Genomic DNA, 26,391 nt, shown 5'->3' with positions numbered 1-26,391 from the left:
GAGACATCCGCTGGCTACTACCCTTCCTCATGCCTTGGCGATTGATTCCAACCGCCAGGCCGCATAGCGCCGCTCCAGCTGTGCCAGGATGGCGACAGAGAGGTGCCACAGATAGCGACGGATGTCGTTCTCCAGGGCCGCCAGGAAGCGAGTCGCCTCATGGGGTGTGATCCCTGGCCCCGGAGGCATTGGCCCCTTGATGGTCGATTGCTCGAGCACAACGCCCAGCCCCTTGGGGCTGACCGACGATCGGAGATCACCATCCTCGGTGAGCGTGATCGAAATGCTGCTGTCTCTGGCGGCCAAGGCATTTGCCAGTCCGAGCAGCAATCGGTTCTGTCGCTGAGCCCTGACAGGGTAGATACCGGTATAAGTTCCACCCTGGTACAACTCAGTCGCAAGCGTGCAGACAGCCGCCCAGGACAGGACCCCATGGAAGCAAATTCTTGCTTCATCGGGATACAGCCGGCCAGACGCCTGGCACTCAACACCGGACTTCACATAGCCGATGTCCACGGGGAGCCCCGCAGCGATCATCAGCTCTCGCGTTACCGCCGGAATGTCGAAGGCGTTGGTCATGGATACCTCCTGAGAGATGGATTCCAGGAGGCCTCCCCTTACGGGGAAGCACCCCGGGAAGGATTGAGACAACGAGGCGGCCTCAGGCCGCGCTTGCGCTAATGGAAGCCTGAGGACGAAGGCCGTCCCTGCCACCATGTTCCCTACGGAGTTGCCGGATCGCCCTGGCAACCACCCTACGCTCGCGTGAGCGCTCTCCAGGGGAGTCGACATAGGCGAAGAGCATGGCGTCTTCCAGGCCTTCTCCGGTGTCACGTCGTGAGATAAGGCACTGCAGACTGCGCAACTGCTTCTGCCCATCTGCAATGGCATCGATGTCATCGACCAACTGCTCAAGGGACCATGATTTCAGCCTGTCTTCAGCAAGGAAGTCGAGGTGCGACGTGTAGCATCGGATCTCCACCGTGTAGCGAGGTGTCCGATAGACCCGCACGGTGCGCCAAGCGCCTGAGTCAGCTTTTGCCGGCACGACCCTGCGGCACACACCGGTGATCTCCTCAACGTCCAGCGCCAGCCGTTCATGAACCTCATCCAGGAACTGGATCAGAAGCCGCTCCTGCGCTGCCGGCATCGAAGCCCCACCGGCAGCTTCGACGATGGGTAGCACCCCGGACAGAGTGAACCGACGGGACAGCGTGGGGCGCTCTTGAGGCAGCGAGGGCGTCTTGACCTCCATGGCCATCGATGGCTCCGCTGCTTCGACACGGTGGAGGATGGCACTGACCTCCTTGCGCATCCGTCTCGCGTGGATACGGCGGAAGGAGCTGATGCCCATGTCATGGACCTTCTCTTCGGTCAGCCGATCCAGCTGGTGACGAAGGGTTGGAATCGTCAACTGCCCTCCGACAGAACGGATGCCACAAGGCAGGCCATCTCCATCACAGGTCAGTTCAAGCTTTATGCGAGGCAATCCGCGTCGAGTGAGCACCTGCTCGGCGTAGCGCTGCAGGGCGCCCCACTCGTCGTGTCGTTGGCTCTCGGTCATGGTGTCCTCCAGGGATAGGAGGGACCCTCGCCCCAGCCGGGGAGAGAGCCCCGGCTGGGGTGGGCAAGAGCGTCAGGCCGCGATAGACGCCGGCGTGGGCAGATTATCGAGGAAGGCTCTGGCATGGGTCTCCAGATCCGCCAGGATGCCGGAGAGCTCATTGCTCATCAGGTCGATGCAGAAGCGGATGGCCTCAAGCATCGCCTCTGGCGTCAGCTCACCCGGGTCATCACACCAGGACAGCCAGTGGGCCGTCCATTCCGGTAGCTTGTATGGCACTAGCAGGCTGCACGAGCCGGGCCCGTAGGTTGGCTCGACGAAAGGTATGATCGGCACGATCAGCTCGGCATCATCGTCATCGATTCCTTTGACGATGATGTGCAGTTTCTCCAGCATCCGGCGACGCCGAGCCAGCAAGACCGACTGAAAGCCGGAAAGCTCCGCGGGCTGGTTATTGGGATGCAGGAGTTGCTGCAGCTTTTGCTCGATCGAGGTCAGATCCAGATCGCCGGCAAGCTCCAGACCGAGGAAGGTCTCGGAGCCTGCGCCGGGGTCGAACCGATCCCCTCCGTCAAACACGGGAAACACCTTCACCAGATGCGTCGGGAAGTGATGCAGCTGGCTCAGGCAGAGCTCTAGGTGCGCCTGCAGTGGCGGTTTTTCGACCGCTACGGTCTCTTGGATCATGGTGGTGCTCCTTTCAGCAGAAGGGACACGACCGCCCCAGGGGCGAGTCGCCCCATGGGGGTAAGAGCCCCCAGTGGGAGGCTCGGGCAAGACATGCCGGTATCTCAGGTCCCAGGCTGGATCTCGTGCGCCGCGCATCCGGCCTCGGCATTGCCGAAGTCCGGTGGCACGGCGACCCGGAAGTCCTCGAAGTCCTTGAGAGTGGCGTCTCGTATAGCAGCGGGATCACGAGGAAGCGGGACAACACCCGGCTCGAGCGTGTAGGGGCGCCGCGCAGGATGGACGAGCGCAGCACACCCACCATCGAGCCGGACAGGTACCCCAGGGTGTGTTCATGCAGCACCACATATCGGGTGCTCGAGGGGCGCTGTCCGTCATGATTCCGGGCTGGATTCGTCATGGTGATGCTCCTTTCGATCAAAGGGGCACGACCGCCCCGAGGGGCGAGTCGCCCCATGGGGGTTGGAACCTGCCCAGGGCAGGTGGCTTCAGGCAGCCACGTCGAGACGCGACCAAAGCTCCTCCGTCAGCATTCGCGCATCGTGGCGCATCTGCTCGGCAAGAGCTTGGAGGGACTGCTGCCAGACTCGGTCAAGTCGTTGCAGCGTGGTGAGAGACAGGCGCTCTTCCGAGGCCAGGTCACTCCTGATACCGATCTTGAGGCTCTTCGCCATGGTGGCGATCAGTAGAAGATCCGTGTCACGAAAGGCGATCTCCTCGGGGCTCCGGGGAGGGGCCGACATATCGGCTTCGATATGGACCCGAACATCTCTGTCATGAAACAGCTCATAGGCATCGCATGCCAGCGCCATGTCCCGCCGGCGTCGCTTCGCAGCGAGCTCCCGGAAGGCCGTGGGCGCCCCTCCTGCCGTCACCGGTAGTTGAACCAGCGCCAGCAGTCGTTCTCGCTGCAGGTTCCCCTGTAGCGTGACCAACGGCGGGCCGTCGGGTTCTTGGAAGGAATATGGCTCTGCGCCGAACGCCAACCCATCCGGGTATCCGAGCTCCCGAAGGCGCTGACGGATGAAGAGGCTGTCATCGGTGCTGATATCGAACATGGAACTACCTCCTGGATAGCAGCATGGGGCCGGTCACCCCACAAGGGGAGCCAGTACCATAGAGAACGACACCGCGAATGCGGGTCGTGGTTGGGGAACACGCCAAGGACGCCGCGGCCGGATGGCCGTGGAGAGCTCAGAGCGTCACCGACAGGGGAACGACACGATGGTGCCGGGGCGACAGGGGTCGCTTGAGAATGACCTGGCAGGCCTGGCCTGGGGTCATGGTGAGGAAAATGCTGATTGTTTTGACAGTGGCCAGCGCTTCCACTGATTCGCTCTCCAGAGGAGAGAGAAACTTGGCTTTCCGCATCGAGCTGGCGCCTTGGGCGACAACCCGCTGAGGAAAGCCCACCCCGAGGGGTGAGCTTGGGTCAGTATAACGCGGTGGGTGAAAAGGAACAGCGGCGATGGACGATGCGTCCAGCACCTTCAGGCTTTACTCACCGCCATCAGCTCCTTGAACACCTCGCCACAGTCGGCAACGACACGTCGGCGCAGATCCTTGACGAACTGGCTGCGAGCCTCGGCCAGCGAGGCGCTAAGCAGCTTCTTGCCCTCCTCGGTCTCCTTGGCCCACGTGACGAAGTCGTAGTCATCGTTCACTGTGGTCTGGTCGGTCAGGAGCGGCCCCTTCGAAGGGTCGACCCAGACGTCAAGACACAGTCCGCGATACGCCTGATCGATGAGATCCAGGGCCTGGCGGACCCGGGCTTGCCGGAACCGGTTCCTGATCCTCACCTGGGGCGTTTCATCATATCCCTGGCTGGGATAACAGATCTCCAGCAGCGGGATGAGATCGATATGGTAGAACTTGCCCTCCAGGGCCATTCCCGCCACCTCCTCTGGCTCGTAAGCGACGGAGCAGAAGATGCTGGCCATCGGGTAGCCACGCGCTTCCATCTGGCGACGGATGAACCCTGTCGCTGTGCTTGCAGTCATGTGAGTCTCCTCATCATCGGCTTCGGGCCCTCTCCCCGTAGGGAGGGAGGCCCGATAGGTGGTCAGCGCCAATCGGCGCTACGTCAGAACAGCATCCCCAGCTGCCCTTGGGCCCCAGCAGGGACCGAAGGAACCGCCGCGAGGCTATCGGGTGAGTCCAGCTCGAGCTCCTTCTCCAGCCACATCTCGGTGACCTGCCGGCCGTCGATCGACCAGAGCAGTGCCGATGAGATGCCACGTCCTGTGTGGTACCGGATGACCGGGTGTCCCGCATAGGCATGCCAGGTGGCCTCTCGGTCATCGGCGAATGCTGTGGCCATGACCCGCTCCCGCCATGCCTGTGCTTCAGGCAGTGACAGCGGCGGCGTGCCCGGCAAGCCGGACACCAGGTTTACCCTCTCGCCACACACCATGCGGTGACCATTCACGGTTACCACCAGGCCTGCATGATCGCCGCGGGCTCGCCGGCCCTCGGCAATCGCAGCCTCGTCGTGGTAGACCAGAGTCGTCTCACCGTCATACAGGGCTTCCGGCACCAGCCGATAGGCCCAGATGGTCGGCTTGTGCTTCACACCCCAGGGGCCGAAGACATTGCCGAAGGCCGTATAGCGGCGGCCCTGAAAGACATCCGACTTCACTGCCAGTGGCTTGCCCTTCTTCGGATCGAAGCTGGACGCGGCCATGCAGGAGTTGATGTTCGCGAGCTCTTCCAGCGTTCCGCTGGGACATTGATCGTGAGCGTCATGGAAAGCCTCCTTGGACATAGAAAGAGCCAGCCCCCGGTGGGGGCAAGGCTCCTGAGTGAACGGCCCCAGAGGAGCCGGCCGGTATCAAGCTGCTTAGGCAGCTTCCAGTTCGTTCAGTACATCACGGGCCTCGTCGATCGCCTCGTAGACCACATCCGACAGCACGCCGTCGAAGAAGCGGTCGGTCAGCGATCGAGTGAATGGCGCGGAATGCACCCCTGCCAGCTCCAGCTTAGTGTCAAGCGTCTCCACGTAGGCACTCAGCCCGAACAGCTCCCTCTGTCCCTTAGCCACCTCAGTGAGCAGCTCCATCACGGATTCGCCCTCTTCATACTCGAGGTCGAAATCGGCGATGCGCGTCTTGATGACCTCCACCTTGAAGCGGGCGGTGTGTCGCACCCAGACCACGGTCCCCTCATCACCTTCCGAGAGCTTGATGTTGCGAAGCTCGGAGTCGATGGCGAGGAGCTGCGCTCAAGATCCTCCTGCAGCCATTCGATAAGGCGTTGCCACTGGCGTTGGTAGATCTCGAGCTCCCCTTGGCCTTGGGTTGTCATGGCGGAGATTTGATCCCAGTCCAGCTGATCATCGATCCCCATCGAGTAGGCGTGGTGGTCGCCCCCCTTCTCACCCTTGGTGTAGATCTCGACCGTGCCGGTCTTCAAGGTGTCCATGAAGGTCAGCAGCTCCAGCAGCCTCTTCCCCTCCTTGCGCCCGAGAAGGCGTGCAAAGAAAGAGTCGTGAGGCGAACGGGCCTGCTCGCTGATCATGCGCCTGGCAAGGGCATGCAGATCCATGGCAGCGAGGCGCCCATACCAGGCCACCCCACTACCCTGCACAAACCCCGAGCACTCATGCAGTTCCAGGCTCAGTGCCGGGTAGCCCAGCTCCTGGAGCCGGCATTTCAGATAGTACGAGTAATGTCCCATGGGACCTCCTGTCATCCAGGAGGGCCCTACCCCTGACGGGAGCAGGACCCTCGAATAAGCAAGGGCTCGGCTGAGCACCCGCTGCTACATCACGCCGCTTCGTCGAAGCTGCCAACCTCGGCAGCAGACACTTGACGGCGCACTTCATCGATCGCATCGGCAAAGACCGAACGCCGGCCCTGGTTGAAGCCCATGCCCTTCTCGTTCTTGGGCACGAACCAGTACCAGATGCAGTCGGAGGCAAGCTCATCGCCGGTTTCTCGATCGAGGATCACCGCCTTCAGGTTGGTGACGCGCCCTTCGTCGGCCGCCAGGGTGGCGAGGAAGTCCATCATCGCTTCTTCGTCCCATTCGCTGGGGCCGATGCCGACCAGGTCGTCATCGTTGAACTCGTGGAGCTCGAAGCGATAACGTGCCGTCTCGAAGGACCACACCTCTGCCTCCTCGACATACTCCGCCAGCTTGATGTTCTGAAGCTCCCCCTCGATGGCTCGCGAGGTGCGCTTCAGGTCCTCTTCCAGCCAGGCGAAGAAGTGGTCCCAAGCCCGCTCATAGGCAGTCCAGCGCGTCAGGTGAAGATCAGGCTCCGTGGTGTCCTCTTCGACCAACTCCTTCAGCTGCTCCATGTCCAGAGCGTTCTCGGGGTAAGCCACCCCCATGGAGTTCCAGTGGTGGTAGCGGCCGTCGCCCTTGAGGTAGATCTCGAGCGAGAGCTCCTGGCCAAGGCCGTCATAGAGATCGAACAGCTCAGCGAGGTGCTTGCTGTTGATCCGGCTACGCAGGCGCTGGAAGGCGGACTGCTGAGCCTCATTGCCCTCAATGCCACTCTGCTGCCGTTGGGACAGGGCCCGCAGCGCAGCCGAGTCGAGGATGCCGTACCAGGCGATCCCGTCACCCTGGCAGAAACCGGAACACTCGTTGAGGTCCAACTCCTCCGCCGGGTAGCTGAAGGCCTGTAGGCGGTTCCGCATATAGGTCTGGTAGTGAGTCATGGTCAGGCTCCATCTGCATGATGGGGCACCATCCCCTAGCGGGGTGAGTGCCCCGGTAGGGAAGACAAAGAGCCCCGGCATTGCCGGGGCTGGGTCAGAGCTGCAGTGTGCTGAGGATCTGGTCCAGTTCAGCGCGGCAGATGCGGTCGTTGTTGAAGTCCTGGAAGGCCTTCAGTTCCTTCGCATCGAGCTCCACGGCAGTGGTCTCCATTTTCAGCTCACCTCGCGGGCAGTAAGTGTGAAAGGTGACACCACGCTCCCGAGGAACGGGTGCAACACGAACTGCGGGCATACCGAATTGAGCAATTGCTGTCATGACAACCTCCAATAGCGGGACTGGAGGCACCTCCCCTGTCGGGGCTGGTGCCCCCACGGGGTAGGTAGAACGCAAGCGTCGCCATTACTGCTGGGCGTCACAGGCGAGATGGGAAAAATCGACTACAGGGCGCTCCCCGTAGCTCTGCCGGACAGCGTCCACATCGACGTCGACGAACAGCACCTTGGTCAGGCCTGTCCTGCCGCTGCGGTAATGGATCGCCACCGACTGATCGGCATACTCGGCCCTGAGGGTCTTCTCGAGCCCTGCCACATCGTGGCAGGACCGATCATTCCCGAAGGCCTTGATGGTGAACGCCACCTCAGAGGAAGAGCGCATTGACGGCCTCCTCGAGCTCCCGTTCGGTCACGCGGGCCTGCCAGTTCTCTCCACGAGGATCGAACACAGAGGCATCAACCTCGACTTCCTCGATGAAGATGGCCGGTCGACCTTCTTCGTTGAGCACCACCGCGGTGGCGCCGTTGTCCTGCAGGGCTGGAATTCCGAACTGAGCGACAGACATGGGTGTTTCTCCTGATGAGGCTGGGGGTTGGCTGGTTGGGTTGTGTGGTCAGAAGGTCATCTCGGGACGGGCCATGAGCTGATCGACGGATACGCCGATCGAGCCTCCGAACCAGTCGTCCAAGATCTCGATTTCCTCGCACTCCCCTTGAGCGCCTCCAGCGTGCTCGACAGGGTGTCGAATGCCTGCTGGAACTCAGCGGAGTTGCCTGCAGCGATCTCAAGCTTGCACTTGATGAACGCGGCATAGACGTCACACGCCTTGAACAGGGTCTCCTCGTACCCTTCCAGCTCGAAGTAGCTCTGGATGGGGTCCTGGAGGCTGTCCGGCAGCGTGCCGATAAGCTGCTTCTCAGCAGCGTCCTCGAGCTTGCGGAACTCAGCTCGAAGGGCCGGCGTGGCATTTTTCACCGGGGTCACGATGTCTGAACACAGCACTTCGGAGAGATCGTGGACCACGGCGTGTCCCATGAGGCGTTCAAGGTCGATGACCTTGCCGCGTTCACGAGCAATGGTGCCGGCGATGAGGGTGAGCATGGTCACGGACGCGGTGTGCTCCAGAACAGATTCCGGGGACACGCAACGCATCAGGGACCAGCGGCGGATCAGGTGCTGGCGCATGGCCAAGCCAATGAATCCGTAGGACATGGTGTATCTCCATCATAGAGGCGACACACCATTGCCTAGCGGCAGGTGTGCCGCAGGGCGGGTCGGAAAATGCTGATTGTTTGGGAAGGCCAGCGCTACCTTCATCAAGTCCACGGAGGGACGAGATGGCTTCAGGGTAGAGCATCTGCGGTAGGGGCTACCGTCAGGTAGTGACCTTTAAGGGCGGGGAGGTGATTTTCGGTGATCAAAGCCCAGGGCGCCGTAGCCGCCGGTGGCCGAGGTGAGCCGATCGGCGGCGTCGTAGCCGAAGGCCTGGTGCCGGGCTGAGGCCAGCAGGTCGTCGATGCTGGCGACGTTGGCGTCCACGGTGTGGCCGTAGTCGCGCTCCAGGATACCGGGCACGGTGATGGCGTCGACCTGATAGGCCTGATCGAGGGTCCGGGTCTCGGTGAGGCCATTGCCACGGGTCAGCGATGTCACCGGGCCGAACGGGGCCCGGTCGATATGGGTGGCGAGCACGGTGGTGCGCACAGCCAGCCGATCAAAAGACGATTATATTGTCTAATTCCACGACAAGGCCTTTTTCACCAGCGTCAATAACTGAAAGCTCGACACTAAGATCAGACCTACCTTCCTCTTCAGTCCAAAGCGGGAGCCTAACCGACCACTCATTTTGGCTCCCGCCCTCTACCTCGATAACATCTAATTCATCGAATATATAATCAGGTGGCATTACCACTTCACAGCCGTAGTCATCAATTGCGTACTCAATTTCAGTCTTGGGTAGCCGAACCCCTTTAGTGAACTCTACAAGTCCATCATAATCATGGTCCGCAAGCAGTTTTACCACATGCTTCACCGCTGCTTTCACCTTGGGTTCCAGCTCCATTATCTTTCACTCCCTTGGCAAGTAACGGCGCGGTACACGCGTAGGCGTAGTCATGCTCACACCTATCGTTTCAAAATATTTATCCGCCCTTCTAATTGCCGCCCTGGCTTCAACTTGGGATAGCCCAGCTTTCCGAGGTGAGACGGCCGATGCCATGCTCGGCACTGGGGTCGTCACTGCCTATTCCGAAATCGATCGATGAGACCACCACATACCATCATGGCAAGCCCTAGGTAGAATGTGTTTATAAAGAACTTCCTAGGGGTCATCACCCACCCAATATCGATACATACAAGCAAAAATTTATCTAATAGATCCCCAGCGACCATGACGCCTAAAATAACAACCGATAATGATGCCAGCCTATACCCATACTTGAACATCCTCGGCATCATTCGCCCCTCATGCAAACGCAGGCATCATACTTGCTAGCGATGTAGTTTTCGGTTCCGGCACCAAAAAAAGCTGCAGTATTTGTCCTGGCTGATGCATTTGCATCTACCCTTTTGGGGGCGAGGCGTAATATTTTTGCAACCACGCTTGAAATTCCTCGCCGCTCTTCATATTGCCATTTAGGTCTTACTAGCATTGTCGAAAGACCTCTTCCAGCAACTCCACCGACTACAGCAGCACCTCCCATGACTCCAGCATCAACAATTTGGTTTACACCAACCTCTCTGCACTCAAACTGAGACCTAAACAAAGAGGCTCCTGCAGAAGCAGTAAACCCAAGAGCAAGGGAACCTCCGCCACTAATAAAACCTGCAGCTCCAGCTTGTACACCGTTCATGATAGCTTCGTAGGTACTGCCTGAGGTAGTGGCATACCCAACGATGAACCCTACACCTCCCCCAATTAGCTGAGGCGCCATCAGCCCCTCAGGATCAGTGAAATAGAGCGGGTTAGCCTCGGCATACAGATAGGGATTCAGCCCACCCACCAACCCGATCGGATCACTGGTCAGATAGCGCCCGGTCTGCGGGTCGTAGTAGCGGTGCCAGTTGTAGTGAAGCCCCGTCTCGGCGTCGTGGTATTGGCCCGGGAAGCGCAGGTTGAACGTCAGGCTGCCGCTGGTGATGGCCTCGCCGAAGGGCCGGTCGTGCGCTTCCCAGGCGATGGCGCCGGTGGCATCGGTCAGCACCTGGGGCGTGCCCAGGTGGTCGACGTGGACATGGTAGATATCGCCGTCTGCGAGATAGGCCAGCGGGGTGCCATCCAGCCAGACATATTCGGCCTGGGTGGCGCCGCTGGCGGCTTCGATCTCCGCCAGCAGATCGCCGTCCGGGCCGTAGAAAAACTGGGTCGTGGTGCCGTTGACGGTCTTGCGGGTGCGCTGGTGGTGGACGTTGTAGGCGTAGGTCGCCGTGGTGCCGTCCACCGTGGCCTTGATCAGCCGGTGGTGGCTGTCGTAGACGAAGCTGTCCTGGCCACGCTGCACGAGGTTGCCGGCGTCGTCGTGCTGGTAGCGATGGCACTGGCCATCTCTGAGCCTTATCCTTGCCTCATATACAGTGATGCTCTATTTCTCCTTCGAAATCCTCTGAACTGCTCTAATTTCTCTTATCGTTTTCGCGGACTCATACACGCCTATGACAATACATCCGCCACCCCATACACCCAGCATCATTTTTAGCATAAAGCTAGATTCTGGATACCCCGTGAGCCTAAGCGCACTATAAGACACAAGCCCTGTAGCAAACCCAACAAAAGGGATCGCTATCAAATACAAGGCAAATATTTTTAATAGCTTCATTCCTGACCCCATAAATCTGACGGCAGATTACTTACCGCCCCGCCAAGTGCATCACCAAGCGTAACCCCAAATTTTTGGTATGGGTTTTTAGGCAGTTCGTGTATCGCGTTCGAATTGAGTAAGCTTTTGACTTCCTCAGGAAGTCTTTCATATTTAGCACGTCCGGCACCTCTAATAATTCCCCCAATCCCTGTGCCTGCCAGAGACCCCGCACCACCTAGCAAGATAGCAGTGTGCGCAGCGGCCCATGGGTCATCACAGCTTCCGGTGAGCTCATTTTTAGCCGCTGCCACCCCCGCGCCAATGGCCCCACTGCCTACGGTATTGACGATGATGTTCGTGCGCCAGACCAACCCGCTGGTGATTGTGCCGAGCCCTCCCCCAGCCGCGCCGGTAGCCGTTGACGCAGCGAGCGAACTCCAACTAAAGGCTTCGTCTGAACTCAGCTGAGCTAGCACATTGAGACCGCCTCCAATCACTGCTCCGTACAGACACCACGGGCAAAGCCCCTCAGGGTCAGTGAAGTACAGGGGGTTCGCCTCGGCATACAGATAGGGATTCAGCCCGCCCGCCAGCCCAATCGGATCACTGGTCAGATAGATAGCGCCCGGTCTGCGGGTCGTAGTAGCGGTGCCAGTTGTAGTGCAGCCCGGTCTCGGCGTCGTGATACTGCCCCGGGAAGCGCAGGTTGAACGTCAGGCTACCGGTGGTGATGGCCTCGCCGAAGGGCCGGTCGTGCGCTTCCCAGGCGATGGCGCCGGTGTCATCAGTCAGGACCTGGGGCGTGCCCAGGTGGTCGACGTGGATGTGGTAGATCTCGCCGCCGCTGAGGTAGGCCAGCGGGGTGCCATCCAGCCAGGCATACTCCGCCAGGGTGGCGCCGCTATCGGCGTCGACCTCCGCCAGCAGCTCGCCGCCCGGGCCGTAGAAGAATCGGGTCGTGGTTGCACCCACGGTCTTGCTGGTGCGCTGGTGGTGGACGTTGTAGGCGTAGGTCGCGGTGGTGGTGTTGTCCACGCTGGCCTCGATCAGCCGGTGGTGGCTGTCGTCGCCGAAGGTGTCCCGGCCCCGCTGCATGACATTATCGACGGTCCCATAGGCACCCACCAGGGCCGGAAAACGGGTTTCTAAGTCGTGCTTACAGCATAACCTAGAGCACATGAATGTCGTCTATTCTGATAACATAACCACCATTACAGCTCCTGCTAATATCAACCAAAAGTGTCAGATCACTTTCTTCACCATCGTACCATAGATCGAACTCCACTTTTCGGGCACCACTGCACATGTCGTAGATGTCATACTCAACAATATTATCGTAAGCTTCGGCGGGAGGAGGCGCGATTGCCCCTGGGTAATCATTAATCGCTCCTTCAATTTCAACTTTAGAAAGCGCCCCGTTCTGACCTAACCGCACAATTTCATCCACTTCATTTTTAGACAATCTTTCAACCAACGCTCTTAACAATTGAATTTCTTTTTTATCCATGACCTCAATCACCTTCTATTCCTAACTGTGCGGACAGGAGTGCTTGGGGAAATTCCAAGCTCTTCTAGGAAATAGTTGTCTGCCTGCTCGATGTAGCGCCTAGCGTCAACATTTCCAACCCCTGCCTTCCTAAGAGCTTTATATGCAATTCTTCGCTCAGATCCATAAGTTCCTCCGCCACGCTGCCTTTGAATCTGTGTTGCAATGTAATGCTCAGATCCTTTTAAAGTAGAAGGGCCTCTTAGCTGTACGGCTGGAGCATTCATACGATTATATCCTGGGATATTTTTCATCGCTGCGTCCTGGATTATATGATGTGAATCGGCTAATCCAGCGTTTCTCAGTTGCCTGTGTGATCCGGTGGATCTGACTAAATCATCAGCCCACCCATACCGCCCTGGTAGAACAATACCAGCCGCGAGCATCCCACCCGAAACCCACTTCTCATTCGTTGTAGCACATTCATCGGTGAAGATGCGGTAGGTGTCGTAGAGGTCCCAGGCGGTCAGAGCCATGTCGACGGCCACATAGGCACCCACCAGGGCTGGGACGATCTCCCCAGTCGGATCGGTGTTGGCGATCGGGTTGCCGTGCGCGTAGGCGTAGGGGTTCAGCCCACCCACCAACCCGATCGGATCACTGGTCAAGTACCGCCCGGTCTGCGGGTCGTAATAGCGGTGCCAGTTGTAGTGCAGGCCGGTCTCGGCGTCGTGGTACTGGCCCGGGAAGCGCAGGTTGAACGTCAGGCTGCCGCTGGTGATGGCCTCACCGAAGGGCCGGTAGTGGGCTTGCCAGGCGATGGCGCCGGTGGCATCGGTCAGCACCTGGGGCGTGCCCAGGTGGTCGACGTGGATGTGATAGATCGCGTCGTCGGTGAGGTAGGCCAGCGGGGTGCCGTCCAGCCACACGATCTCGTTGGGGCCGAGGCCGGTGCCGACCACCATTTCGCTGAGCAGCTCGCCCCCGGGGCCGTAGAAGAAGCGGGTCGTGGTTCCACCCACGCGCTTCTCGGTGCGCTGGTGGTGGACGTTGTAGGCGTAGGTCGCCGTGGTGCCGTCCACCGTGGCCTCGATCAGCCGGTGGTGGCTGTCATAGACGAAGCTGTCCTGGCCACGCTGCACGAGGTTGCCGGCGGCGTCATGCTGGTAGCTCTGGGTTTCGGCCTCGAGCAGCCAGTTGTTGCTGCGGTTGACCTGGTAGCCGTGCCGCTGGCCGTCGCTGAGCCGTGCCGTGCGGTTAGCGTTGTGGTCGTACTCGAAGCCCAGGGCGCCGTAGCCGCCGGTGGCCGAGGCGAGCCGATCGGCGGCGTCGTAGCCGAATGCCTGATGCCGGGCCGAGGCCAGCAGGTCGTCGATGGTGGCGACGTTGGCGTCCACGGTGTGCCCGTAGTCCCGCTCCAGGATACCGGGCACGGTGATGGCGTCGACCTGGTAGGCCTGATCCAGCGTCCGGGTCTCGGTGAGGCCGTTGCCGCGGGTCAAGCGGGTGATCGGGCCGAACGGGGCCCGCTCAATCTGGCTGGCCAGTGTGGTGCTGGTACCGTCCTTCTCGGTGGTGACCTGCTCCACCCGGCCGGCGCTGTCGCGCTGGTAGGTCACCACTCGCCCGCTGGGGTAGGTGATGGTGTCGATCTGCCCTGCCCCGTCGTAGCTGTAGCTCAGGATGTGGGTCTCGCCGTCGACGCTGCGGGTCTCGCGCTTCACCTCGCCGCTGGGGTGGTAGTCGTAGGTGGTGACCCCTGCCCCGTCGGTGACCGAGGTGAGACGGCCGATGCCGTATTCGGCGCTGGGATCGTCGTAACCGAGGATGACGTCAGGCTCGGCCGGGTCGTCGGTGGCGATGCGGGTGAGCCGGTTGAGGGCGTCATGGCTGTAGGTGGTGACCTGGCCCAGGGCATCGGTGCGGGTGGCCGGGTTGCCGGCTTCGTCAACGGTGAACAGCGTCTCGCCGCTGTCGGGGCTGACCAGCCGGGTCACGTCGCCGAAGCCGTTGTGGTAGTAGCTGGTGCTGCGCAGCCGGTAGTCACTGACCTGGATGAGGTTGCCGGCGTCGTCGTAGCGCAGGTCGGCGCGGCGGCCGAGCGGGTTGGTGACCCGAGTCGGCTGGTGGAAGCCGTCGTAGTCGACACCGTAGGCATCCCCGGCGGGATCTTCCTGGCGGATCAGGTTGGCCACGCGGTCATGATCACGCTGAGTGGTGTGGCCCAGGGCATTGGTGATGGCCAGCAGCCAGCCGTTCTCGCCGTACTGGCGCGTTTCCTGCCAGTGCACGGCGTCCTGCGCATCGAGCAGGCGGGAGAGCTCGGGATCGCCCAGATCGTTGAGGTCGTGCTCGAGGCGATTGCCGCTGGCATCGGTGGTGGCCACCCGCCGCTGGGCGTCGTCGTAGTGATGGGTCAGCGTGGCGCCGTTGGGCAGGGTCTCGCCGATCAGCAGGCCGGCAGGGTCGAAGGTGAAGCTGGTGGTGCCTGTCGGGCCGGTGAGGCTGATGAGCCGCTGGCGATCGTCGTAGGCCAGGGTCCAGGTGACGTCGTTGGCGTCGGTGAGGGTCTGGGGACGGCCATGGGCGTCGTGGCCGGCGAGTTGGGTGACATGGCCCAGGGCGTTGGTGAGGGTGGTCAGGTTGCCCTGGCCGTCGTAGACGAGGGTGGTCAGGTCGGTGACGTCGCTGCGCGGGCCGTCGATGCTGGCCAGCTGCCCGGGCGTGCCATCGACGTCGTCGGGATGGTAGGTGTAGGTCCAGGTGCGCTCGTCGTCGCCGTAGCGCTCGGCCACGCGGCGGCTGGTGAGGCGGTAGCGATCGTCGTAGCCCAGGGTGGTGACCCGCTGGGGCTCGGTGATGGCGATCGGCAGCGCCACCTCGGGGTGCCAGCTGGTGGTCACGGTGCCGCCGTGGGCATTGGGGGCACGGGTCTCGAGGCCGCGGTCGTTGTGCTGGAAATCGCGACGCTGGCCTTCCTCGTCGGTGATGCGCGAGACGAGGCCGCGGCTATCGTACTCGAAGGTGCGAATCCCGCCGTCGAAGCCGGTGCAGGGGGCGCCCTCGATGGCCTCGGGCGAGAGCCGGCCATTGTGACGGGCGTAGGTCAGGGTCTGCTCGTGACCCAGGGCGTTGGTGACAACGGTCTGGCCCGGGGCGCTGTACTCGAGGGTGGTGCGGTTGGCGCCGTCGGCGTGCTCGCTGAGCACCGCCCTGCCCTGGTCGTCATAGGCCCAGGTGGCAACACGGATGCCGCGCTCGTCGATCCAGCCGGTCAGCAGCGCCGGGTCGCGGGGATCGTCATAGACATACTGCTGCGCGGTGCCGTCGGGGAAGGTGACCTGGGTCAGGGCCTCGCCGGTGTAGCCGTACTGGGTGAGCTCGCCGGCGGGGTCGATCACGCCCACCAGCTGGTCGCTCGCCCACTGGAAGGTCAGGGCGCGGCCATAGGCATCGTCGACCGCCTGCAGCTGGTCGCCCTGGTAGCTCAGGCTGAGGACATTGCCGCTGGAGCGCTCGATCCGCAGCAGCCGGCCCTCGGCGTCATAGGTCTCGGTGTGGCCGTCGGCGCGGTGGTAGTGCCACCGGGGCGCCCCGCCGTCTGACTCACCCTGAATGAGCCGGTCGCCCGAGTGCCAGGTGGGCAGCCAGGCGTCGCCGGCCTGGTAGAACGCCAGGCGCTGGCCGTCCTGGCGCACCAGCACCACCATGTAGTCGCCGTAGCGCTCGGGGTCGACCTCGAGGGTGCGCTCGAACGAATGGCGCCACAGGCCCAGGTCCTGGCCGCCGTCAGTGTCCTGGCTGTTGTAGACGCGCTCGAAGACCAGCGGCTCGGCGCCGGCGGTGGCCACGTCCACCGCCGCCTCGAACTGGTTGCCGGTACCGGCGTGGATCGGGTTGCCGACGCACAGGCCATCGTCGGGCCGGCCCAGATCGCGGTTGAGGAACGGCGAGTCCGCCATGGTCCCGGTGTCCGGGCGCAGCTGCGCCGTGCGTTGGTAAACCATCGAGGGATCGCCAGTGCAGGTGGCGGGGTCGTAGTCCCCACCGCTGTTGTCCAGGTACAGGAAGCACACCCGGGACACCAGGCGGCCGTCGGAGTACGGCGTCTCCTCGATCCAGTCGTTCAGGTAGGTACCGGTCAGCGACTCGGCGATGGAGCGGTAGTCCACTACATAGTCCTGAGCGAGCTCAGGCGTGGCGAAGCGCAGGTCCCGGACCTCGGTGCTGACCCCGGTGATGTACCAGTTGGCCATGGCCGGCACCGGCGCCAGCAGCAGCATCGCCAGCGTGGCGCGACGTGGGAAACGGGACATGATGGCTCCTTGAATGCCGACCGAGGGTCGGCACAGTATCGAGCCGATGGCGACTGTGACCCGGGTCGGGTAGTGACCTTCAAGGGCGTTTCGGTGCAGGAGTGTCTACGGAGCAGGTTTCCCGTATGCCCCCAGGCCATTCAGCGATGGCCAGAGAAAGGCCAGGCAAAGAAAAACCCCCGCCGGTCATAGCGACCAGCGGGGGTTGAGGTATGTGGCCAAGGCCACTAGAAGAGCAAGGGCACTGTGCCCACCAGGAAACCCAGCACACCCAGTCCTGCACCGATGAGCCCCAAGCGCAGGGAGTGGCGGACACTGAGATCCTGATGATTCCAGAACCAGAGATACACCTCATGCATGCGAGCACGACGGACTTCGAGCCGCACGAGCTCCTTGAACTTGATGTTCAGCGAATCCACGGCATCGTAGTCAAGTGCCACAGAGGTGCGCCCTACCCCCGGCAGCCCCGCAGAGCCCATGACGTAGCGCATCACCTTGTCGCCCGTCTCCGGGTTGATGATGACCACCGGCTCACGCCGAAAGAATCGACGCTTGTCGATCCGCTTCGAGTCCACCCAGCTGTTGTGCAGCCGGATGATGGAGTGTTGCAGACCGGAATCTTCCGGCGGCAGGCGGACAACCGTCTCGATCCACATGGCCTTTCTCCTAACGTGGATGTCGAGGCATTCCCTGGCGGGAGTGGCCCCCGACAGGGTGGAAGAAAACCGCCGCCCCCTCTCGGGGACGACGGCTGAGATCACGCAGCACAGGACAAGGCCTGGCCGGCGATCGACGAAGCGCCCTTCCCCAGCACGTGCCGGGCAGGAACGCTGGCGAGATCGGTAATGACCGACTCGCCATGCTCACGGATGTGATCCGCGTCGTAGACGCCCACTGGGGCGCCAGGACATTCAGGCTCGGGACCACCGCTGATCACAGGCAACGCGAAGACCTGTCCTTGCAGACGGAGCTCAACGCCATGCTGCGAGACGGCCATCGGCCAACCCTGGCGGCGACCCTCGCCAACCAGCGCCAGCCGTCCTGAGAGGACATCCAGGGTGGCGGGGACCCAGTCCAGGTCTTCGCCACCAATCGTGCCGTCGTTCTCAGGGTCCAACACCTGCACCTCGACCTCCAGGAGGTGGTCATGAGGAAGACCGGCTGCAGCTCGCAGCGACCTTCCCAGAGCCATACCGACAGCTTCGAACTTCGGGAAGCAGACGGATTGGCCCAGCACCTCATGGGCTCGGGTATCCGACAGGCCACGAATCAGCGTCTCCGGCACTCCCTTGATGCGAGCGTGCTCGCGGGGAGTGAACAGACGTGACAGTGAGCTATCGTGCGGATGCACCAGGAACGGCTCCGTGCTGCGGGCCTTGGCGTAGCCGCGCCCCACGGTGCCACAGGAGGCCTCGGCGCCGGTCAGCAATTGGCGCTTGAAGCCCTTGCCAGCCGCTTCGTCCCGCTTCGCCTTGTCGGCCAGGTAGTCGAAAGACTTCCAGCGGTCCTCAGCGATGCGCTCGAATGGCTCCAGAATATCGTCGAGGCAGGCTTCCTTGGCCCTGTGTGGTGTCACCGCATCCAGATCAAAGGCACCTTCCAGCCCCTTCGATATCGCCACGAAGCACAGGCGATTGCGATCTTCGAGAACGCCGAACTCATTGCCGTTCAGCACCCGCTCTTGAAGCTCATATCCCAGGTCATTCAGGACAGAGCGAATCACGGACATGCTGGCAGAGCTCTGATATTCCGGTACGTTCTCGCCAATCACCACGGCAGGGTTGAGCACCTTGATGAACTCGAGGAACGAAAAGAACATCGCGCCGGCGGCTTGATGATCCTCTGCATGCTCGAGCTTGTTCTTCGAACGCCCGCTCCGGCTGGCTCCGGTGCATGGCACCCCGCCGCACAGAACATCCATCTGCGGTGGGTTTCTACCAAGGTCGACATGCTGCACGGGAGACTCGATCGGGATGGAAGTGTCATCCCAGAGCTCGGGATTGTTCTCCAGGCTCGCGTTCAGGTAGGTCGATTCGATTTCGACGGCAACGCCGATCTTTGACGCGACGCCGACACGATCCAACCCGGAGTGAAGCCCTGCATCCAGGCCCCCGCACCGTGGAAGAGGCTCGCTACGCGCAGGGGCTCCCCGGTCCTGATCTTCGAGAGCAGTCGCTCCACCCGCTCAGCCACCTTGCCTTCCTGGTGGTGGGCCGTGACAACGATCTTGCCCTTGGCAATCAGCACTCGCAGCATGGCCACGCCATCGAACAGCTCCGCCAGTTCAGCGCGGGTGATGTCGATAACGGGATAAAGGGTGCCGTTGCGTTGGCGCTTCGAGACCATGTACTTGCCGTCATCGTGGAGCTTGATGACGACGCGTGCATCCTCGAGGGCCAGGTCATACCGGTCGCCAGGTTGGTACCCTTCACGAGCCAGCTTGGCGCCGTCCAGGTAGATGCGGCGCTTGCCGCGGGTCTCGCCCAGCTTGGTGTTGACGATTGTGGTCATGGGTCTACTCCATCAGAGAGTGCAGGGCCACAACCGCCCCATGGCGGGGTGGAGGCCCCGCAGGGGAAAGCCGGACCCTAGGGTCCGGCTGGTTCAGTCATGCGTCAGTCGTCCAGCTGACCCGCCTCCGCAAGCGCATTGAGGAAGTCATCAGCACGAGCCACGGGCGGTGGCCCGAGGTACACGACGTCAGCACCAGATTGGCTCTTCGACAGGAACTCAGGCGCCAGCGGAATCCACTTGGATCGCCGCAGGCAGAACTTCGTATCCAGCTTGAGCGTCGGCATTTCCGCATGGGTGATCACGATCTCTCCGGCGCCTTGGCACTCGGTACGCTGGCTGGTGCCATACGCGATCCGAACGCGTCGATTGGCGACGTCGAGATCCATCACATATCCCGGGCGGAACTTGGGGCCTGGATGGCGAGGATTTTCGTCCTCTGGCCACCAGACCAGCAGCACTCCGCCCACAAGGGCAGAGAGGGGCTAGCCATAGCGTCCTCCTGCCCAGTGGGCACAGTTGTGGTTAAGGCGAGATCACGCGGCCTTCAGCACACCGTTCTGCACCAGGAAGTCCTCGATCGAGGTTCCCAGCGCAGCCGGTGAAAAGTCGTCTCTGTGTTCACGCATCCCATCGCTGATGAAGCGATGGATCAGCTGCTCGGTGGTGATACCGAGCTGGCTTGCTCGCGCCTCCAACCGCTCGGGCATGGTCGCCCTGGGATGGAATTGCAGCTTGATGCTAGGGGCCCCGGTGTGGCGAACCGACACGCGGGTCACTGCAGTGGTCATGAGGTGTCTCCTTATCGAGCGGAGCCACCTACCCTCCCGGGCGCGGTGGCCCGATCAGCGGGGTGGGGGAAGGAACGATCAGCCGAACAGGTCGAAGTGCTCGAACAGGTCGACGTCGTCATGGCGCTTCAGCTGGCGAAGGAGCTTGGTGATCTCCTTGTGCTGCCAGTAGGTGCACTCGGCACCCTGGACACAGGCCCAAGCCTGATCATCCTCTTCCTGGCAGTCAGTGCTGAGCCAACGGTAGTTGAGCTCATAGGAGGCTCGCTTACCGTCAAAGCGCTCATAGGGTTCATCGAGGCGGGTCAGGGAAAGGAAGTTGCTGCCCTTGCCCTGCGCAATAAGCGCCGCCTGGAAGCTTTCTGAATAATCCACGAGGGATTCTGCGTGCGACATGGGTCATCTCCATCGATTAGGGGACGCACCATGCCGCCTGGGCAGGTGCGCCCAGAGGCAGTACAGGAAAATGCTGATTGTTTTGACAGTGGCCAGCGCTTCCACTGATTCGCTCCCGGAGGAGAGAAACCTTGCTTTCCGCTGCAGGCTGAACGACGGCAACCTGTAAGGGAAAGCCCCCTCGCAGAAGGGGCTGGTTCTGCAGTCAGTATACCCACGGGGTGGGTGGGGGAAAGGGGCCGTCGCACCCTTCAAGGGCGTGAACGCTCTCGTCGAGTGCGAAGGTCACCGAATCGGCCTGGTGCCGAAGGCATGAACTGGGCTATTCGGCATCGGACAGTGCAGCGCCTTCCAGGGCGTCCGCCGCCTGGCGAAGGTGCTCGCCGGTCAGCACGAATCGCTCTCCTGACGGCGTCCTCACCGAGTGGAACCCCGCAAGCGCCCGCTCAAGCCGGCGCCAATAGGCCCGCTCGGTACAGTCCGGGGTCGGCTTGGTGCCCTCCCAGGCAGTGGCGAAGGGCTTCAGGGCCTCGATGAGCGGCTCGACATGCTGACGATGTTGCAGTCTGGCCTCATCGAGCTCGCGCTCCAGCTGCCCTACACGGTGCAGGGCCCGTTCCAGTTCTTCCTGGTTGCTGTCGCGTTGATGCTCGACCAGCTTCAGCACGTGGTCGGTCATGGTGGATCACCTCTCTGTCATGACAGGGCCATCCCCGGAGGACATGGCCCCCGGGGTTGGAAGTCGGCCATCGCACGATGACCGCTCATTACAGCGTGATGGGGTTATGCCGCTTCGGACGCCGGCTGGAACGACAACGCCGAGGAGTCAGCGGGGTCACTGAGCAACCGACCCGAGAAGCCCCGGGTGGCGGGATGCAGCATGATCTTGCTGGGCGGTGTGGACGGCGGAAACCAGATGGCCTCCTCCACATCCTGGGCATCGAACACCCAGCCGCCATGGTCGACCTGGTACTCCAGGGCTGCATCGAGGGAACCGAACCCAATGAATGAGGGGTCGTGAGTCATGGGAATCTCCTGCTGGCAATGCCGCAGACGCCGGCCCGGGGCACAACGGTGCTTGCGGCTTGTAGTGGGTGAAATCTGCTGCTTGTTTGAGAAGGCCAGCGCTACCTTCATCGAGACCGGCAATGCCAGTCTGATAGGGTCATCCTACGTCCTCACCTCGCGCCTCACCTGACCGGTGGTGCGCTTGGAGGGCATGACGACGCAGGCTTTCCGCTGCCGGCATCAGCGCCAGCAAGGGAAAGCCCCTCTTCCTGAGAAGAGGGAGCCGTCAGGCAAGGCTAGACAGCCCGCCAGAACATCAGACGATCCGCCAGGTTGGCGCCATAGTCATAGGCGTCAGACCAGCTTGCGTTCGTCTCGTGGGTGCGGCCGTAACCGTCCCCCCAGCGTGCTCGCTCCCAGCACCCCTGCGCATAGGCGTAGGGCAGTGAATCACGGAAGCGGCGACGGGCAGCCTTCAAGGCTTTCTTCAGTACACGGGGCATGGCAATCACTCCTGGTCAGTTGTGTCGTCAGTGGCATCGGCCACAGCGTCGATCTCGGCGATGGTCGCGCAGGCCTCCGCAACGGAGGGACCGTCCTCGTGGTTGCGCGGATAGATTTCCACAGCAACCGCTTCGCCATCGGTCCTGACGTAGACGCTGGCGGCATCCAGCACTGTGATCCAACAGCTGGGGTGGCCATCCTTCAGGGAGTAGTCGGTGTCCTGGTTGAACTCGAGCGGTTGCTCGTCGTCTCCCGGGGCGACCTCGGCAGGGCCTTCCTCGGACATCTCATCATCGACGTCCTCGTAGAGGCACTGCCATGTCGCGCTGTAGCAACGCGACACCTCTTCACCCTCGTCGCCCGTGGTCACGCGCAGCGAGTTGAAAAGCTGCCCTTCTCGGTAGCCCTCCTGGATCATCTCGGCGAGACACGCCTGGGCGTGCTCCTCGAGGAACTCCTCATGATCCGGGTGGGGCGCCTTGCCAGTGGCATCATCCGCCACCTGGTAGGTAATGGTCAGTCGCTTCTTCATGGCTTCCTCTCTCATCGATGAGGGAGCCTCCCCCGGCGGGAGAGGGCTCCCGGCGGGGTGGGTCAAGCAGCGGCGTGGTCCGACGCGAAGTCGGCCGGTGTGATCCAGGTCGAGCGATCGTAGAGATCGACCGACTTGGTCAGGCAATGCTCGCCCTTGCGGGCGTACATGGCCGTGATCGAACCCGTGAGGCGTTCGGACATCAGGAAGAACTCCATGCCCTCACGGGTACCCATCTTCGCCGGCGGCAAGGCAGACAGCATCTCCACGTAAGTGTCGTCGCTGACGGGCTGTGCCGGCTTGTCGGTGTACAGGCGACGGTGTGCCGCCTTGATCAAGGGCTCCAGCTCATCCCAGGTGACCACCTTTGGCGATTCGAACGCCGTGGTCCTGGGGTGGGCCAGATACTCCTCAACGGTCAGGTTCGGCCCCTTGTCGTTGTAGAGATAGCCGGTGTAGGCGACTCGATGATCAGGGGTTAACGGATTGATATTGGTCCCATTGAACTCATGGGCGTCAATCAGGTACAGCTCTTGGGGCTGGGTAGTCATGAGGTGTCTCCTGGACATGGGGACACCTGCCCTGTCGGGCTCGGTGTCCCGATAGGGCAAAGTTCAGAATGCCCGCAATGGGCAAGGCAGAGGTGTCAGGCGATACGGCGCAGCTCGTTGGGATAGGCCTCGAGCTCGGCACCGGCATCATTGACGAGCCGGATCACGCTTCCGGCATACTCCTCGTCGCTGCACTCCTCCTCCACCAGCTCCGGCGCCGAGGCCACCCGGTACAGACCGGAGGAAGCATCGTCATCGGGATCACGGTAGTAGAGGTGCTCGCCCACCATGGCCGGGTGCTCTGCATCCACCGTTGGGAGCAGGTACTCGGCGTGGTGAACCACGATGGTGATCGGCTTACCTTCCACCTGCGGAAGATGGGGGTGATCCTCCAGCATCGCCAGAACGTCGTCGTGCTTCTCCGCTCGAGCGGTGAACTCGAAGAAGTAGCCCTCCTCGTTCTGGTAGACGACGGTGTAGAGATGCGACGTCTGTGGCTGCAAGGCAGCACACAGGGCGTCGACCTCTGCCGCATACTCCGGGTTGTCAGGCTGCTGCTCATCATGGACATCACTGAGGATCTCGAGGATGCGCTGGGCCTGATCGGAAGTAAGGGTGGTAGTCATGACATGCTCCTTGGGTAACGCCCAAGCACACGTCGCCCCAGCGGGGGCAACGCCCGCCGGGCAGGGTCAAATCGCTCCATGAGCGATGGGATTGGCGCTCAGCGCCAGGGGAAAGGTCAGATCACGGCAGAGCCGATCACTGTGGTAGGAAATTCAGTGGTGGTGTTTCCTGCGCCGGATCAGGACATAGAGCCCTGCACCCAGGGTGCCGAACATGATCAGCAGAATGGGAGACACGCCGACCAGGAACTCAAGCAGGTCATTCATGACTCCTCCTCCGTATCCATGTCGAGCATGGCCTTGATGGTGCTTGCCGCACAGGCCAGCAGGAAGAACAGGACAGATCCCGCGTAGGCGGTGGCCTGCTTGTCGGGACGGATGACCGTACCCAGCAGTGCCGCCACCAAGCAGGCTGCCGACATCGTCGCAGCCGATCTATCCACCACATCCAGCATAGCACGCAGCATCAGCTCGCGAGCTCGCTTCATGCCCATGGTGCCCTCCTGGTGAGTCACAGGAAGGACACCCCCGCCGGGAAGATGTCTTCCCGTGAAGGCTGAGGTTCAGGTCTCGCGTAGGGACACGCTCGACCATGAGAGGTGCTGTCGCACCGGTGGTAACGCAGAGCACGGCAGGGCCGCTCGCTGCGGAAGGTAATATGCTGATTGTTTAAGCAGTGGCCAGCGCTTCCACTGATCGCTCTCCAGTGGAGAGAGAAACTCGGCTTTCCGTTCTGGGCTGGCGCGGGCCAGTCCTGAAGGAAAGCTCCCTTCGCAGAGGGGCTCACCATGCAACCAGTATACCGAATGGTATTGCCGTGAGAAGCGCTTCCTGCGGGGTGAGGTCGTTCATGGCCATCATGTGATGGCTCCTTGGAAGAACCCTGGGCGACCAGACGGCCACCACAGGGCAGGACGCTGCTCCGGCATGACGCCGGAGCAACGGTAGGCACGGCAAGGACTCTCGCCCTTAGCCATCGAGCAGGCCACGATCCATGGCCATCTCACGCACCTCGGCGTAGGACTTCTCGCTGAGGCCGAGATCACTGCGTGCATAGCCGCGCAGTTCTCCGGGGCTGGAACTCAGGACCACACTGGCCATGTTATCCGCCTCGTCGGCACACACACTCTGCACCAGCGTCTCACGAGCCGTTGAGACCCAGGCATCGAACGTCGAAGCGTCGGCCTGGAATCCCTCAAGCTCTTGGGACAGCTCGGCGACGAGTGACCCCAGCGGGGCCTCACCATAAACGCCAGAGCGCAAGAGCGCCTCCACTTGGGCCTCCAGGCCCCGGTTGTTGATGCCATCAGAGACGCTTCTGCTGGTGCCGATGTGCTGGAAGACCAGCTCGTCGAAGGCCTCGATGAGCAGCTGCTCAGCCTCAACCCGCTCGTGGGTGAGGTGGAAGCAGTCGGAAGGCGCGAGACAGTGCACCAGCCAGTCGGCCACGGCGGCGGGGTCAACCGGCAGGCTATCGGCGGCCGACGTGTCGGCCACCATCACCGGCGTGATCGCTGCCCTCACCTCGGTCAGGTCGTCCTCCAGGAACATCAGGGCAGCATCGATGAACTCGAGGATCGAGTCCCGCGACGCCACTTCTGCATGGCGCTTCATGACGCGCTCAATGCCCAGGGCATGGGGCTCGTCAGAGCTCTGCATCGACAGCTGGCGGAGGAAGTCCTCCTCGCTGACATCGCTAAGGGTAGCGACGATGGGGTGCAGTATGTCGCAGGCTACCAGGTCGTCCCCGGCGATCTGCTCACTGAGCTTTTCAATGGCCCAGTCACGCGCATAGGCAATGGCCTGGCCCTCGGATGGGAAGACATGCTGTTGGAGATCCGCCAGCGTGCCTCGACGACTCTCGAGGGAGCGGTCCACCAGCGTCAGCTGGGTGAGGCCACTAGCGGTGAGGTTGTCGTCTGAGACCTGCTCCGGCCCATGGATGCGCAGCAGCTGGTAAGAAGCGGCAGCGCGGGTGGAGGCGGTCTGGTCGAGTTGGGTAGTTTGCATGGTCGTGCTCCTTGATGATTGCCAGGCGCACGCCATCCCTGACGGGAAGGTCGCCCGCCAGGCTGGGGAACTGCTCAAGCGCCAGCTGGCGCCCGCAGTGGGTTGGGAAAATGCTGATTGTTTTGACAGTGGCCAGCGCTTCCACTGATTCGCTCCCGGAGGGAGAGAAACCTTGCTTTCCGCTGCAGGCTGGATGGTCCATCGTCAACCCGCAGGGAAAGCCCCCGGTGGGGGCTGGCACGGCTTTAGTTTACTCATCGGATGGGAGAATGGACGTCTCGACCTCATTAAAGTCGAACTCCACCTCCTCGATTTTAAAACTAACCCCATCGGGGGTTTTTTCAAATGTTCCTTGGAAATTCAAGCACTCTTCGAGAAATTCGCCTTTGAACTCGAGGTCCGGAAAGCGCACAGCAAGAGCGGAAAAGATCGGTATAGGCACCGAGTCAGCAGCGTCGAACTTGATAATCACAGACGTGTCACTTTTGTCCGTGATGCGTGGGCCTACGGCATTCCACTTGGTGTTCCAGTGATTCAAACGCCAGTGGTACCACGACCGCGCCCCGGTAGCATCCTCCGCCGCCTTCGCCTGGTCAGCTTGGTGACGGTAGTCGGGACTCAGCTTATCCAGGAAGGCCTGGAGCTCTTCTCGCGTAGTCACGCCAGCCTCT

At 61.7% G+C, this 26,391-nt stretch carries 33 protein-coding genes; all 33 read right to left on the bottom strand.

Features of this window, described 5'->3' with window-relative positions; genetic code table 11:
* Nucleotides 1-27: 27 nt before the first annotated feature.
* The 33 genes from ACUDAL_RS20070 to ACUDAL_RS19910 all read right to left on the bottom strand — a co-directional run bounded on the left by ACUDAL_RS20070 (nucleotide 28) and on the right by ACUDAL_RS19910 (nucleotide 26,381).
* Nucleotides 28-579, bottom strand: coding sequence for a hypothetical protein (locus ACUDAL_RS20070; RefSeq protein WP_421414633.1), 552 nt, complete (start codon nucleotides 577-579; stop codon nucleotides 28-30).
* An 82-nt stretch (nucleotides 580-661) separates the two neighbouring features.
* A complete protein-coding gene (locus ACUDAL_RS20065) occupies nucleotides 662-1,564 on the bottom strand; it encodes a hypothetical protein (RefSeq protein ID WP_444679611.1) in 903 nt (300 codons plus the stop codon).
* 72 nt (nucleotides 1,565-1,636) lie between these two features.
* A complete protein-coding gene (locus ACUDAL_RS20060; RefSeq protein ID WP_421414637.1) occupies nucleotides 1,637-2,251 on the bottom strand; it encodes a hypothetical protein in 615 nt (204 codons plus the stop codon).
* Between the two features lie 488 nt (nucleotides 2,252-2,739).
* Nucleotides 2,740-3,309 (bottom strand): hypothetical protein, encoded by a 570-nt coding sequence (locus ACUDAL_RS20055; RefSeq protein WP_444679610.1) that lies wholly within the window; start codon nucleotides 3,307-3,309, stop codon nucleotides 2,740-2,742.
* A 432-nt stretch (nucleotides 3,310-3,741) separates the two neighbouring features.
* Nucleotides 3,742-4,251 (bottom strand): hypothetical protein, encoded by a 510-nt coding sequence (locus ACUDAL_RS20050; RefSeq protein ID WP_444679609.1) that lies wholly within the window; start codon nucleotides 4,249-4,251, stop codon nucleotides 3,742-3,744.
* 83 nt (nucleotides 4,252-4,334) lie between these two features.
* Nucleotides 4,335-4,934 carry a hypothetical protein gene (locus tag ACUDAL_RS20045; RefSeq protein WP_444679608.1) on the bottom strand — a complete coding sequence of 200 codons (600 nt, stop codon included), beginning with the start codon at nucleotides 4,932-4,934 and terminating at the stop codon, nucleotides 4,335-4,337.
* 156 nt (nucleotides 4,935-5,090) lie between these two features.
* The gene (locus tag ACUDAL_RS20040) at nucleotides 5,091-5,405 is read right to left on the bottom strand and encodes a hypothetical protein (RefSeq protein WP_444679607.1); all 315 of its coding nucleotides are present in this window, start codon (nucleotides 5,403-5,405) and stop codon (nucleotides 5,091-5,093) included.
* A gap of 610 nt (nucleotides 5,406-6,015) precedes the next feature.
* On the bottom strand, nucleotides 6,016-6,918 hold the full coding sequence (locus ACUDAL_RS20035; protein ID WP_444679606.1) for a hypothetical protein: 903 nt from the start codon (nucleotides 6,916-6,918) through the stop codon (nucleotides 6,016-6,018).
* A gap of 400 nt (nucleotides 6,919-7,318) precedes the next feature.
* The gene (locus tag ACUDAL_RS20030; RefSeq protein ID WP_444679605.1) at nucleotides 7,319-7,573 is read right to left on the bottom strand and encodes a hypothetical protein; all 255 of its coding nucleotides are present in this window, start codon (nucleotides 7,571-7,573) and stop codon (nucleotides 7,319-7,321) included.
* Entirely contained in the window at nucleotides 7,557-7,757 is a 201-nt protein-coding gene (locus ACUDAL_RS20025) for a hypothetical protein (RefSeq protein ID WP_421414652.1), read from the bottom strand. Before ACUDAL_RS20025 ends, ACUDAL_RS20030 begins: the two co-directional genes overlap by 17 nt.
* A gap of 56 nt (nucleotides 7,758-7,813) precedes the next feature.
* Nucleotides 7,814-8,404 carry a YfbR-like 5'-deoxynucleotidase gene (locus ACUDAL_RS20020; protein WP_444679604.1) on the bottom strand — a complete coding sequence of 197 codons (591 nt, stop codon included), beginning with the start codon at nucleotides 8,402-8,404 and terminating at the stop codon, nucleotides 7,814-7,816.
* Nucleotides 8,405-8,581: 177 nt separating this feature from the next.
* The gene (locus ACUDAL_RS20015; protein ID WP_444679603.1) at nucleotides 8,582-8,896 is read right to left on the bottom strand and encodes a hypothetical protein; all 315 of its coding nucleotides are present in this window, start codon (nucleotides 8,894-8,896) and stop codon (nucleotides 8,582-8,584) included.
* A 10-nt stretch (nucleotides 8,897-8,906) separates the two neighbouring features.
* Complete coding sequence (locus tag ACUDAL_RS20010) at nucleotides 8,907-9,254, bottom strand: DUF7668 domain-containing protein (protein WP_444679602.1); 348 nt, start codon at nucleotides 9,252-9,254, stop codon at nucleotides 8,907-8,909.
* Between the two features lie 391 nt (nucleotides 9,255-9,645).
* Nucleotides 9,646-10,692, bottom strand: a complete 1,047-nt coding sequence (locus ACUDAL_RS20005) for an RHS repeat domain-containing protein (RefSeq protein ID WP_444679601.1) — start codon at nucleotides 10,690-10,692, stop codon at nucleotides 9,646-9,648.
* A gap of 311 nt (nucleotides 10,693-11,003) precedes the next feature.
* Nucleotides 11,004-11,570 carry a hypothetical protein gene (locus tag ACUDAL_RS20000; RefSeq protein ID WP_444679704.1) on the bottom strand — a complete coding sequence of 189 codons (567 nt, stop codon included), beginning with the start codon at nucleotides 11,568-11,570 and terminating at the stop codon, nucleotides 11,004-11,006.
* A 22-nt stretch (nucleotides 11,571-11,592) separates the two neighbouring features.
* Entirely contained in the window at nucleotides 11,593-12,084 is a 492-nt protein-coding gene (locus ACUDAL_RS19995; protein WP_444679600.1) for an RHS repeat-associated core domain-containing protein, read from the bottom strand.
* 73 nt (nucleotides 12,085-12,157) lie between these two features.
* A complete protein-coding gene (locus ACUDAL_RS19990; RefSeq protein WP_444679599.1) occupies nucleotides 12,158-12,508 on the bottom strand; it encodes a DUF7668 domain-containing protein in 351 nt (116 codons plus the stop codon).
* On the bottom strand, nucleotides 12,505-16,791 hold the full coding sequence (locus ACUDAL_RS19985; protein WP_444679598.1) for an RHS repeat-associated core domain-containing protein: 4,287 nt from the start codon (nucleotides 16,789-16,791) through the stop codon (nucleotides 12,505-12,507). Before ACUDAL_RS19985 ends, ACUDAL_RS19990 begins: the two co-directional genes overlap by 4 nt.
* 227 nt (nucleotides 16,792-17,018) lie before the next feature.
* A complete protein-coding gene (locus tag ACUDAL_RS19980) occupies nucleotides 17,019-17,447 on the bottom strand; it encodes a hypothetical protein (protein WP_444679597.1) in 429 nt (142 codons plus the stop codon).
* A 101-nt stretch (nucleotides 17,448-17,548) separates the two neighbouring features.
* Complete coding sequence (locus ACUDAL_RS19975) at nucleotides 17,549-18,874, bottom strand: DNA cytosine methyltransferase (protein WP_444679596.1); 1,326 nt, start codon at nucleotides 18,872-18,874, stop codon at nucleotides 17,549-17,551.
* On the bottom strand, nucleotides 18,811-19,302 hold the full coding sequence (locus ACUDAL_RS19970; RefSeq protein WP_444679595.1) for a hypothetical protein: 492 nt from the start codon (nucleotides 19,300-19,302) through the stop codon (nucleotides 18,811-18,813). The genes ACUDAL_RS19975 and ACUDAL_RS19970 overlap by 64 nt, the downstream gene beginning before the upstream one ends.
* Before the next feature lie 104 nt (nucleotides 19,303-19,406).
* The gene (locus ACUDAL_RS19965) at nucleotides 19,407-19,691 is read right to left on the bottom strand and encodes a hypothetical protein (RefSeq protein ID WP_421414665.1); all 285 of its coding nucleotides are present in this window, start codon (nucleotides 19,689-19,691) and stop codon (nucleotides 19,407-19,409) included.
* 147 nt (nucleotides 19,692-19,838) lie between these two features.
* The gene (locus tag ACUDAL_RS19960; RefSeq protein ID WP_444679594.1) at nucleotides 19,839-20,093 is read right to left on the bottom strand and encodes a hypothetical protein; all 255 of its coding nucleotides are present in this window, start codon (nucleotides 20,091-20,093) and stop codon (nucleotides 19,839-19,841) included.
* Nucleotides 20,094-20,171: 78 nt separating this feature from the next.
* Nucleotides 20,172-20,468: a hypothetical protein gene (locus ACUDAL_RS19955; RefSeq protein ID WP_444679593.1), complete on the bottom strand. Its 297-nt coding sequence runs from the start codon at nucleotides 20,466-20,468 to the stop codon at nucleotides 20,172-20,174.
* Between the two features lie 343 nt (nucleotides 20,469-20,811).
* Nucleotides 20,812-21,168, bottom strand: a complete 357-nt coding sequence (locus tag ACUDAL_RS19950; RefSeq protein ID WP_444679592.1) for a hypothetical protein — start codon at nucleotides 21,166-21,168, stop codon at nucleotides 20,812-20,814.
* Between the two features lie 104 nt (nucleotides 21,169-21,272).
* On the bottom strand, nucleotides 21,273-21,515 hold the full coding sequence (locus ACUDAL_RS19945; protein WP_444679591.1) for a hypothetical protein: 243 nt from the start codon (nucleotides 21,513-21,515) through the stop codon (nucleotides 21,273-21,275).
* A 278-nt stretch (nucleotides 21,516-21,793) separates the two neighbouring features.
* Nucleotides 21,794-22,000: a hypothetical protein gene (locus tag ACUDAL_RS19940; RefSeq protein WP_444679590.1), complete on the bottom strand. Its 207-nt coding sequence runs from the start codon at nucleotides 21,998-22,000 to the stop codon at nucleotides 21,794-21,796.
* A 5-nt stretch (nucleotides 22,001-22,005) separates the two neighbouring features.
* Nucleotides 22,006-22,533 carry a hypothetical protein gene (locus ACUDAL_RS19935; RefSeq protein ID WP_444679589.1) on the bottom strand — a complete coding sequence of 176 codons (528 nt, stop codon included), beginning with the start codon at nucleotides 22,531-22,533 and terminating at the stop codon, nucleotides 22,006-22,008.
* Nucleotides 22,534-22,595: 62 nt separating this feature from the next.
* The gene (locus tag ACUDAL_RS19930; RefSeq protein WP_444679588.1) at nucleotides 22,596-23,084 is read right to left on the bottom strand and encodes a hypothetical protein; all 489 of its coding nucleotides are present in this window, start codon (nucleotides 23,082-23,084) and stop codon (nucleotides 22,596-22,598) included.
* Nucleotides 23,085-23,179: 95 nt separating this feature from the next.
* A complete protein-coding gene (locus tag ACUDAL_RS19925) occupies nucleotides 23,180-23,710 on the bottom strand; it encodes a hypothetical protein (RefSeq protein ID WP_444679587.1) in 531 nt (176 codons plus the stop codon).
* Between the two features lie 263 nt (nucleotides 23,711-23,973).
* A complete protein-coding gene (locus ACUDAL_RS19920) occupies nucleotides 23,974-24,204 on the bottom strand; it encodes a hypothetical protein (RefSeq protein WP_421414682.1) in 231 nt (76 codons plus the stop codon).
* 475 nt (nucleotides 24,205-24,679) lie between these two features.
* Entirely contained in the window at nucleotides 24,680-25,720 is a 1,041-nt protein-coding gene (locus ACUDAL_RS19915; RefSeq protein ID WP_444679586.1) for a hypothetical protein, read from the bottom strand.
* A gap of 250 nt (nucleotides 25,721-25,970) precedes the next feature.
* Nucleotides 25,971-26,381, bottom strand: coding sequence for a DUF1281 family ferredoxin-like fold protein (locus tag ACUDAL_RS19910; RefSeq protein ID WP_444679585.1), 411 nt, complete (start codon nucleotides 26,379-26,381; stop codon nucleotides 25,971-25,973).
* Nucleotides 26,382-26,391: the final 10 nt, after the last annotated feature.

It is taken from the genome of Halomonas sp. E19, from assembly GCF_052439355.1.
GTDB lineage: Bacteria > Pseudomonadota > Gammaproteobacteria > Pseudomonadales > Halomonadaceae > Halomonas.
Note: the sequence above shows the minus strand (reverse complement) of the source record. Positions and strands in the feature narration are given on the sequence as shown.

Bases quoted from the DNA above. Each gene is read 5' to 3' on its own strand.
- ACUDAL_RS19925 (WP_444679587.1), bottom strand. From the start codon at position 23,710: ATGACTACCACCCTTACTTCCGATCAGGCCCAGCGCATCCTCGAGATC.
- ACUDAL_RS19965 (WP_421414665.1), bottom strand. From the start codon at position 19,691: ATGGATCTCGACGTCGCCAATCGACGCGTTCGGATCGCGTATGGCACC.
- ACUDAL_RS20060 (WP_421414637.1), bottom strand. From the start codon at position 2,251: ATGATCCAAGAGACCGTAGCGGTCGAAAAACCGCCACTGCAGGCGCAC.
- ACUDAL_RS19935 (WP_444679589.1), bottom strand. From the start codon at position 22,533: ATGAAGAAGCGACTGACCATTACCTACCAGGTGGCGGATGATGCCACT.
- ACUDAL_RS20035 (WP_444679606.1), bottom strand. From the start codon at position 6,918: ATGACTCACTACCAGACCTATATGCGGAACCGCCTACAGGCCTTCAGC.
- ACUDAL_RS20010 (WP_444679602.1), bottom strand. From the start codon at position 9,254: ATGGAGCTGGAACCCAAGGTGAAAGCAGCGGTGAAGCATGTGGTAAAA.
- ACUDAL_RS19930 (WP_444679588.1), bottom strand. From the start codon at position 23,084: ATGACTACCCAGCCCCAAGAGCTGTACCTGATTGACGCCCATGAGTTC.
- ACUDAL_RS20025 (WP_421414652.1), bottom strand. From the start codon at position 7,757: ATGTCTGTCGCTCAGTTCGGAATTCCAGCCCTGCAGGACAACGGCGCC.
- ACUDAL_RS20020 (WP_444679604.1), bottom strand. From the start codon at position 8,404: ATGTCCTACGGATTCATTGGCTTGGCCATGCGCCAGCACCTGATCCGC.
- ACUDAL_RS20055 (WP_444679610.1), bottom strand. From the start codon at position 3,309: ATGTTCGATATCAGCACCGATGACAGCCTCTTCATCCGTCAGCGCCTT.
- ACUDAL_RS20045 (WP_444679608.1), bottom strand. From the start codon at position 4,934: ATGGCCGCGTCCAGCTTCGATCCGAAGAAGGGCAAGCCACTGGCAGTG.
- ACUDAL_RS19940 (WP_444679590.1), bottom strand. From the start codon at position 22,000: ATGCCCCGTGTACTGAAGAAAGCCTTGAAGGCTGCCCGTCGCCGCTTC.
- ACUDAL_RS20070 (WP_421414633.1), bottom strand. From the start codon at position 579: ATGACCAACGCCTTCGACATTCCGGCGGTAACGCGAGAGCTGATGATC.
- ACUDAL_RS19970 (WP_444679595.1), bottom strand. From the start codon at position 19,302: ATGACCACAATCGTCAACACCAAGCTGGGCGAGACCCGCGGCAAGCGC.
- ACUDAL_RS19980 (WP_444679597.1), bottom strand. From the start codon at position 17,447: ATGTGGATCGAGACGGTTGTCCGCCTGCCGCCGGAAGATTCCGGTCTG.
- ACUDAL_RS20030 (WP_444679605.1), bottom strand. From the start codon at position 7,573: ATGCGCTCTTCCTCTGAGGTGGCGTTCACCATCAAGGCCTTCGGGAAT.
- ACUDAL_RS19985 (WP_444679598.1), bottom strand. From the start codon at position 16,791: ATGTCCCGTTTCCCACGTCGCGCCACGCTGGCGATGCTGCTGCTGGCG.
- ACUDAL_RS19945 (WP_444679591.1), bottom strand. From the start codon at position 21,515: ATGACTCACGACCCCTCATTCATTGGGTTCGGTTCCCTCGATGCAGCC.
- ACUDAL_RS20050 (WP_444679609.1), bottom strand. From the start codon at position 4,251: ATGACTGCAAGCACAGCGACAGGGTTCATCCGTCGCCAGATGGAAGCG.
- ACUDAL_RS19950 (WP_444679592.1), bottom strand. From the start codon at position 21,168: ATGACCGACCACGTGCTGAAGCTGGTCGAGCATCAACGCGACAGCAAC.
- ACUDAL_RS20065 (WP_444679611.1), bottom strand. From the start codon at position 1,564: ATGACCGAGAGCCAACGACACGACGAGTGGGGCGCCCTGCAGCGCTAC.
- ACUDAL_RS19995 (WP_444679600.1), bottom strand. From the start codon at position 12,084: ATGCAGCGGGGCCGGGACACCTTCGGCGACGACAGCCACCACCGGCTG.
- ACUDAL_RS19960 (WP_444679594.1), bottom strand. From the start codon at position 20,093: ATGACCACTGCAGTGACCCGCGTGTCGGTTCGCCACACCGGGGCCCCT.
- ACUDAL_RS19915 (WP_444679586.1), bottom strand. From the start codon at position 25,720: ATGCAAACTACCCAACTCGACCAGACCGCCTCCACCCGCGCTGCCGCT.
- ACUDAL_RS19920 (WP_421414682.1), bottom strand. From the start codon at position 24,204: ATGGGCATGAAGCGAGCTCGCGAGCTGATGCTGCGTGCTATGCTGGAT.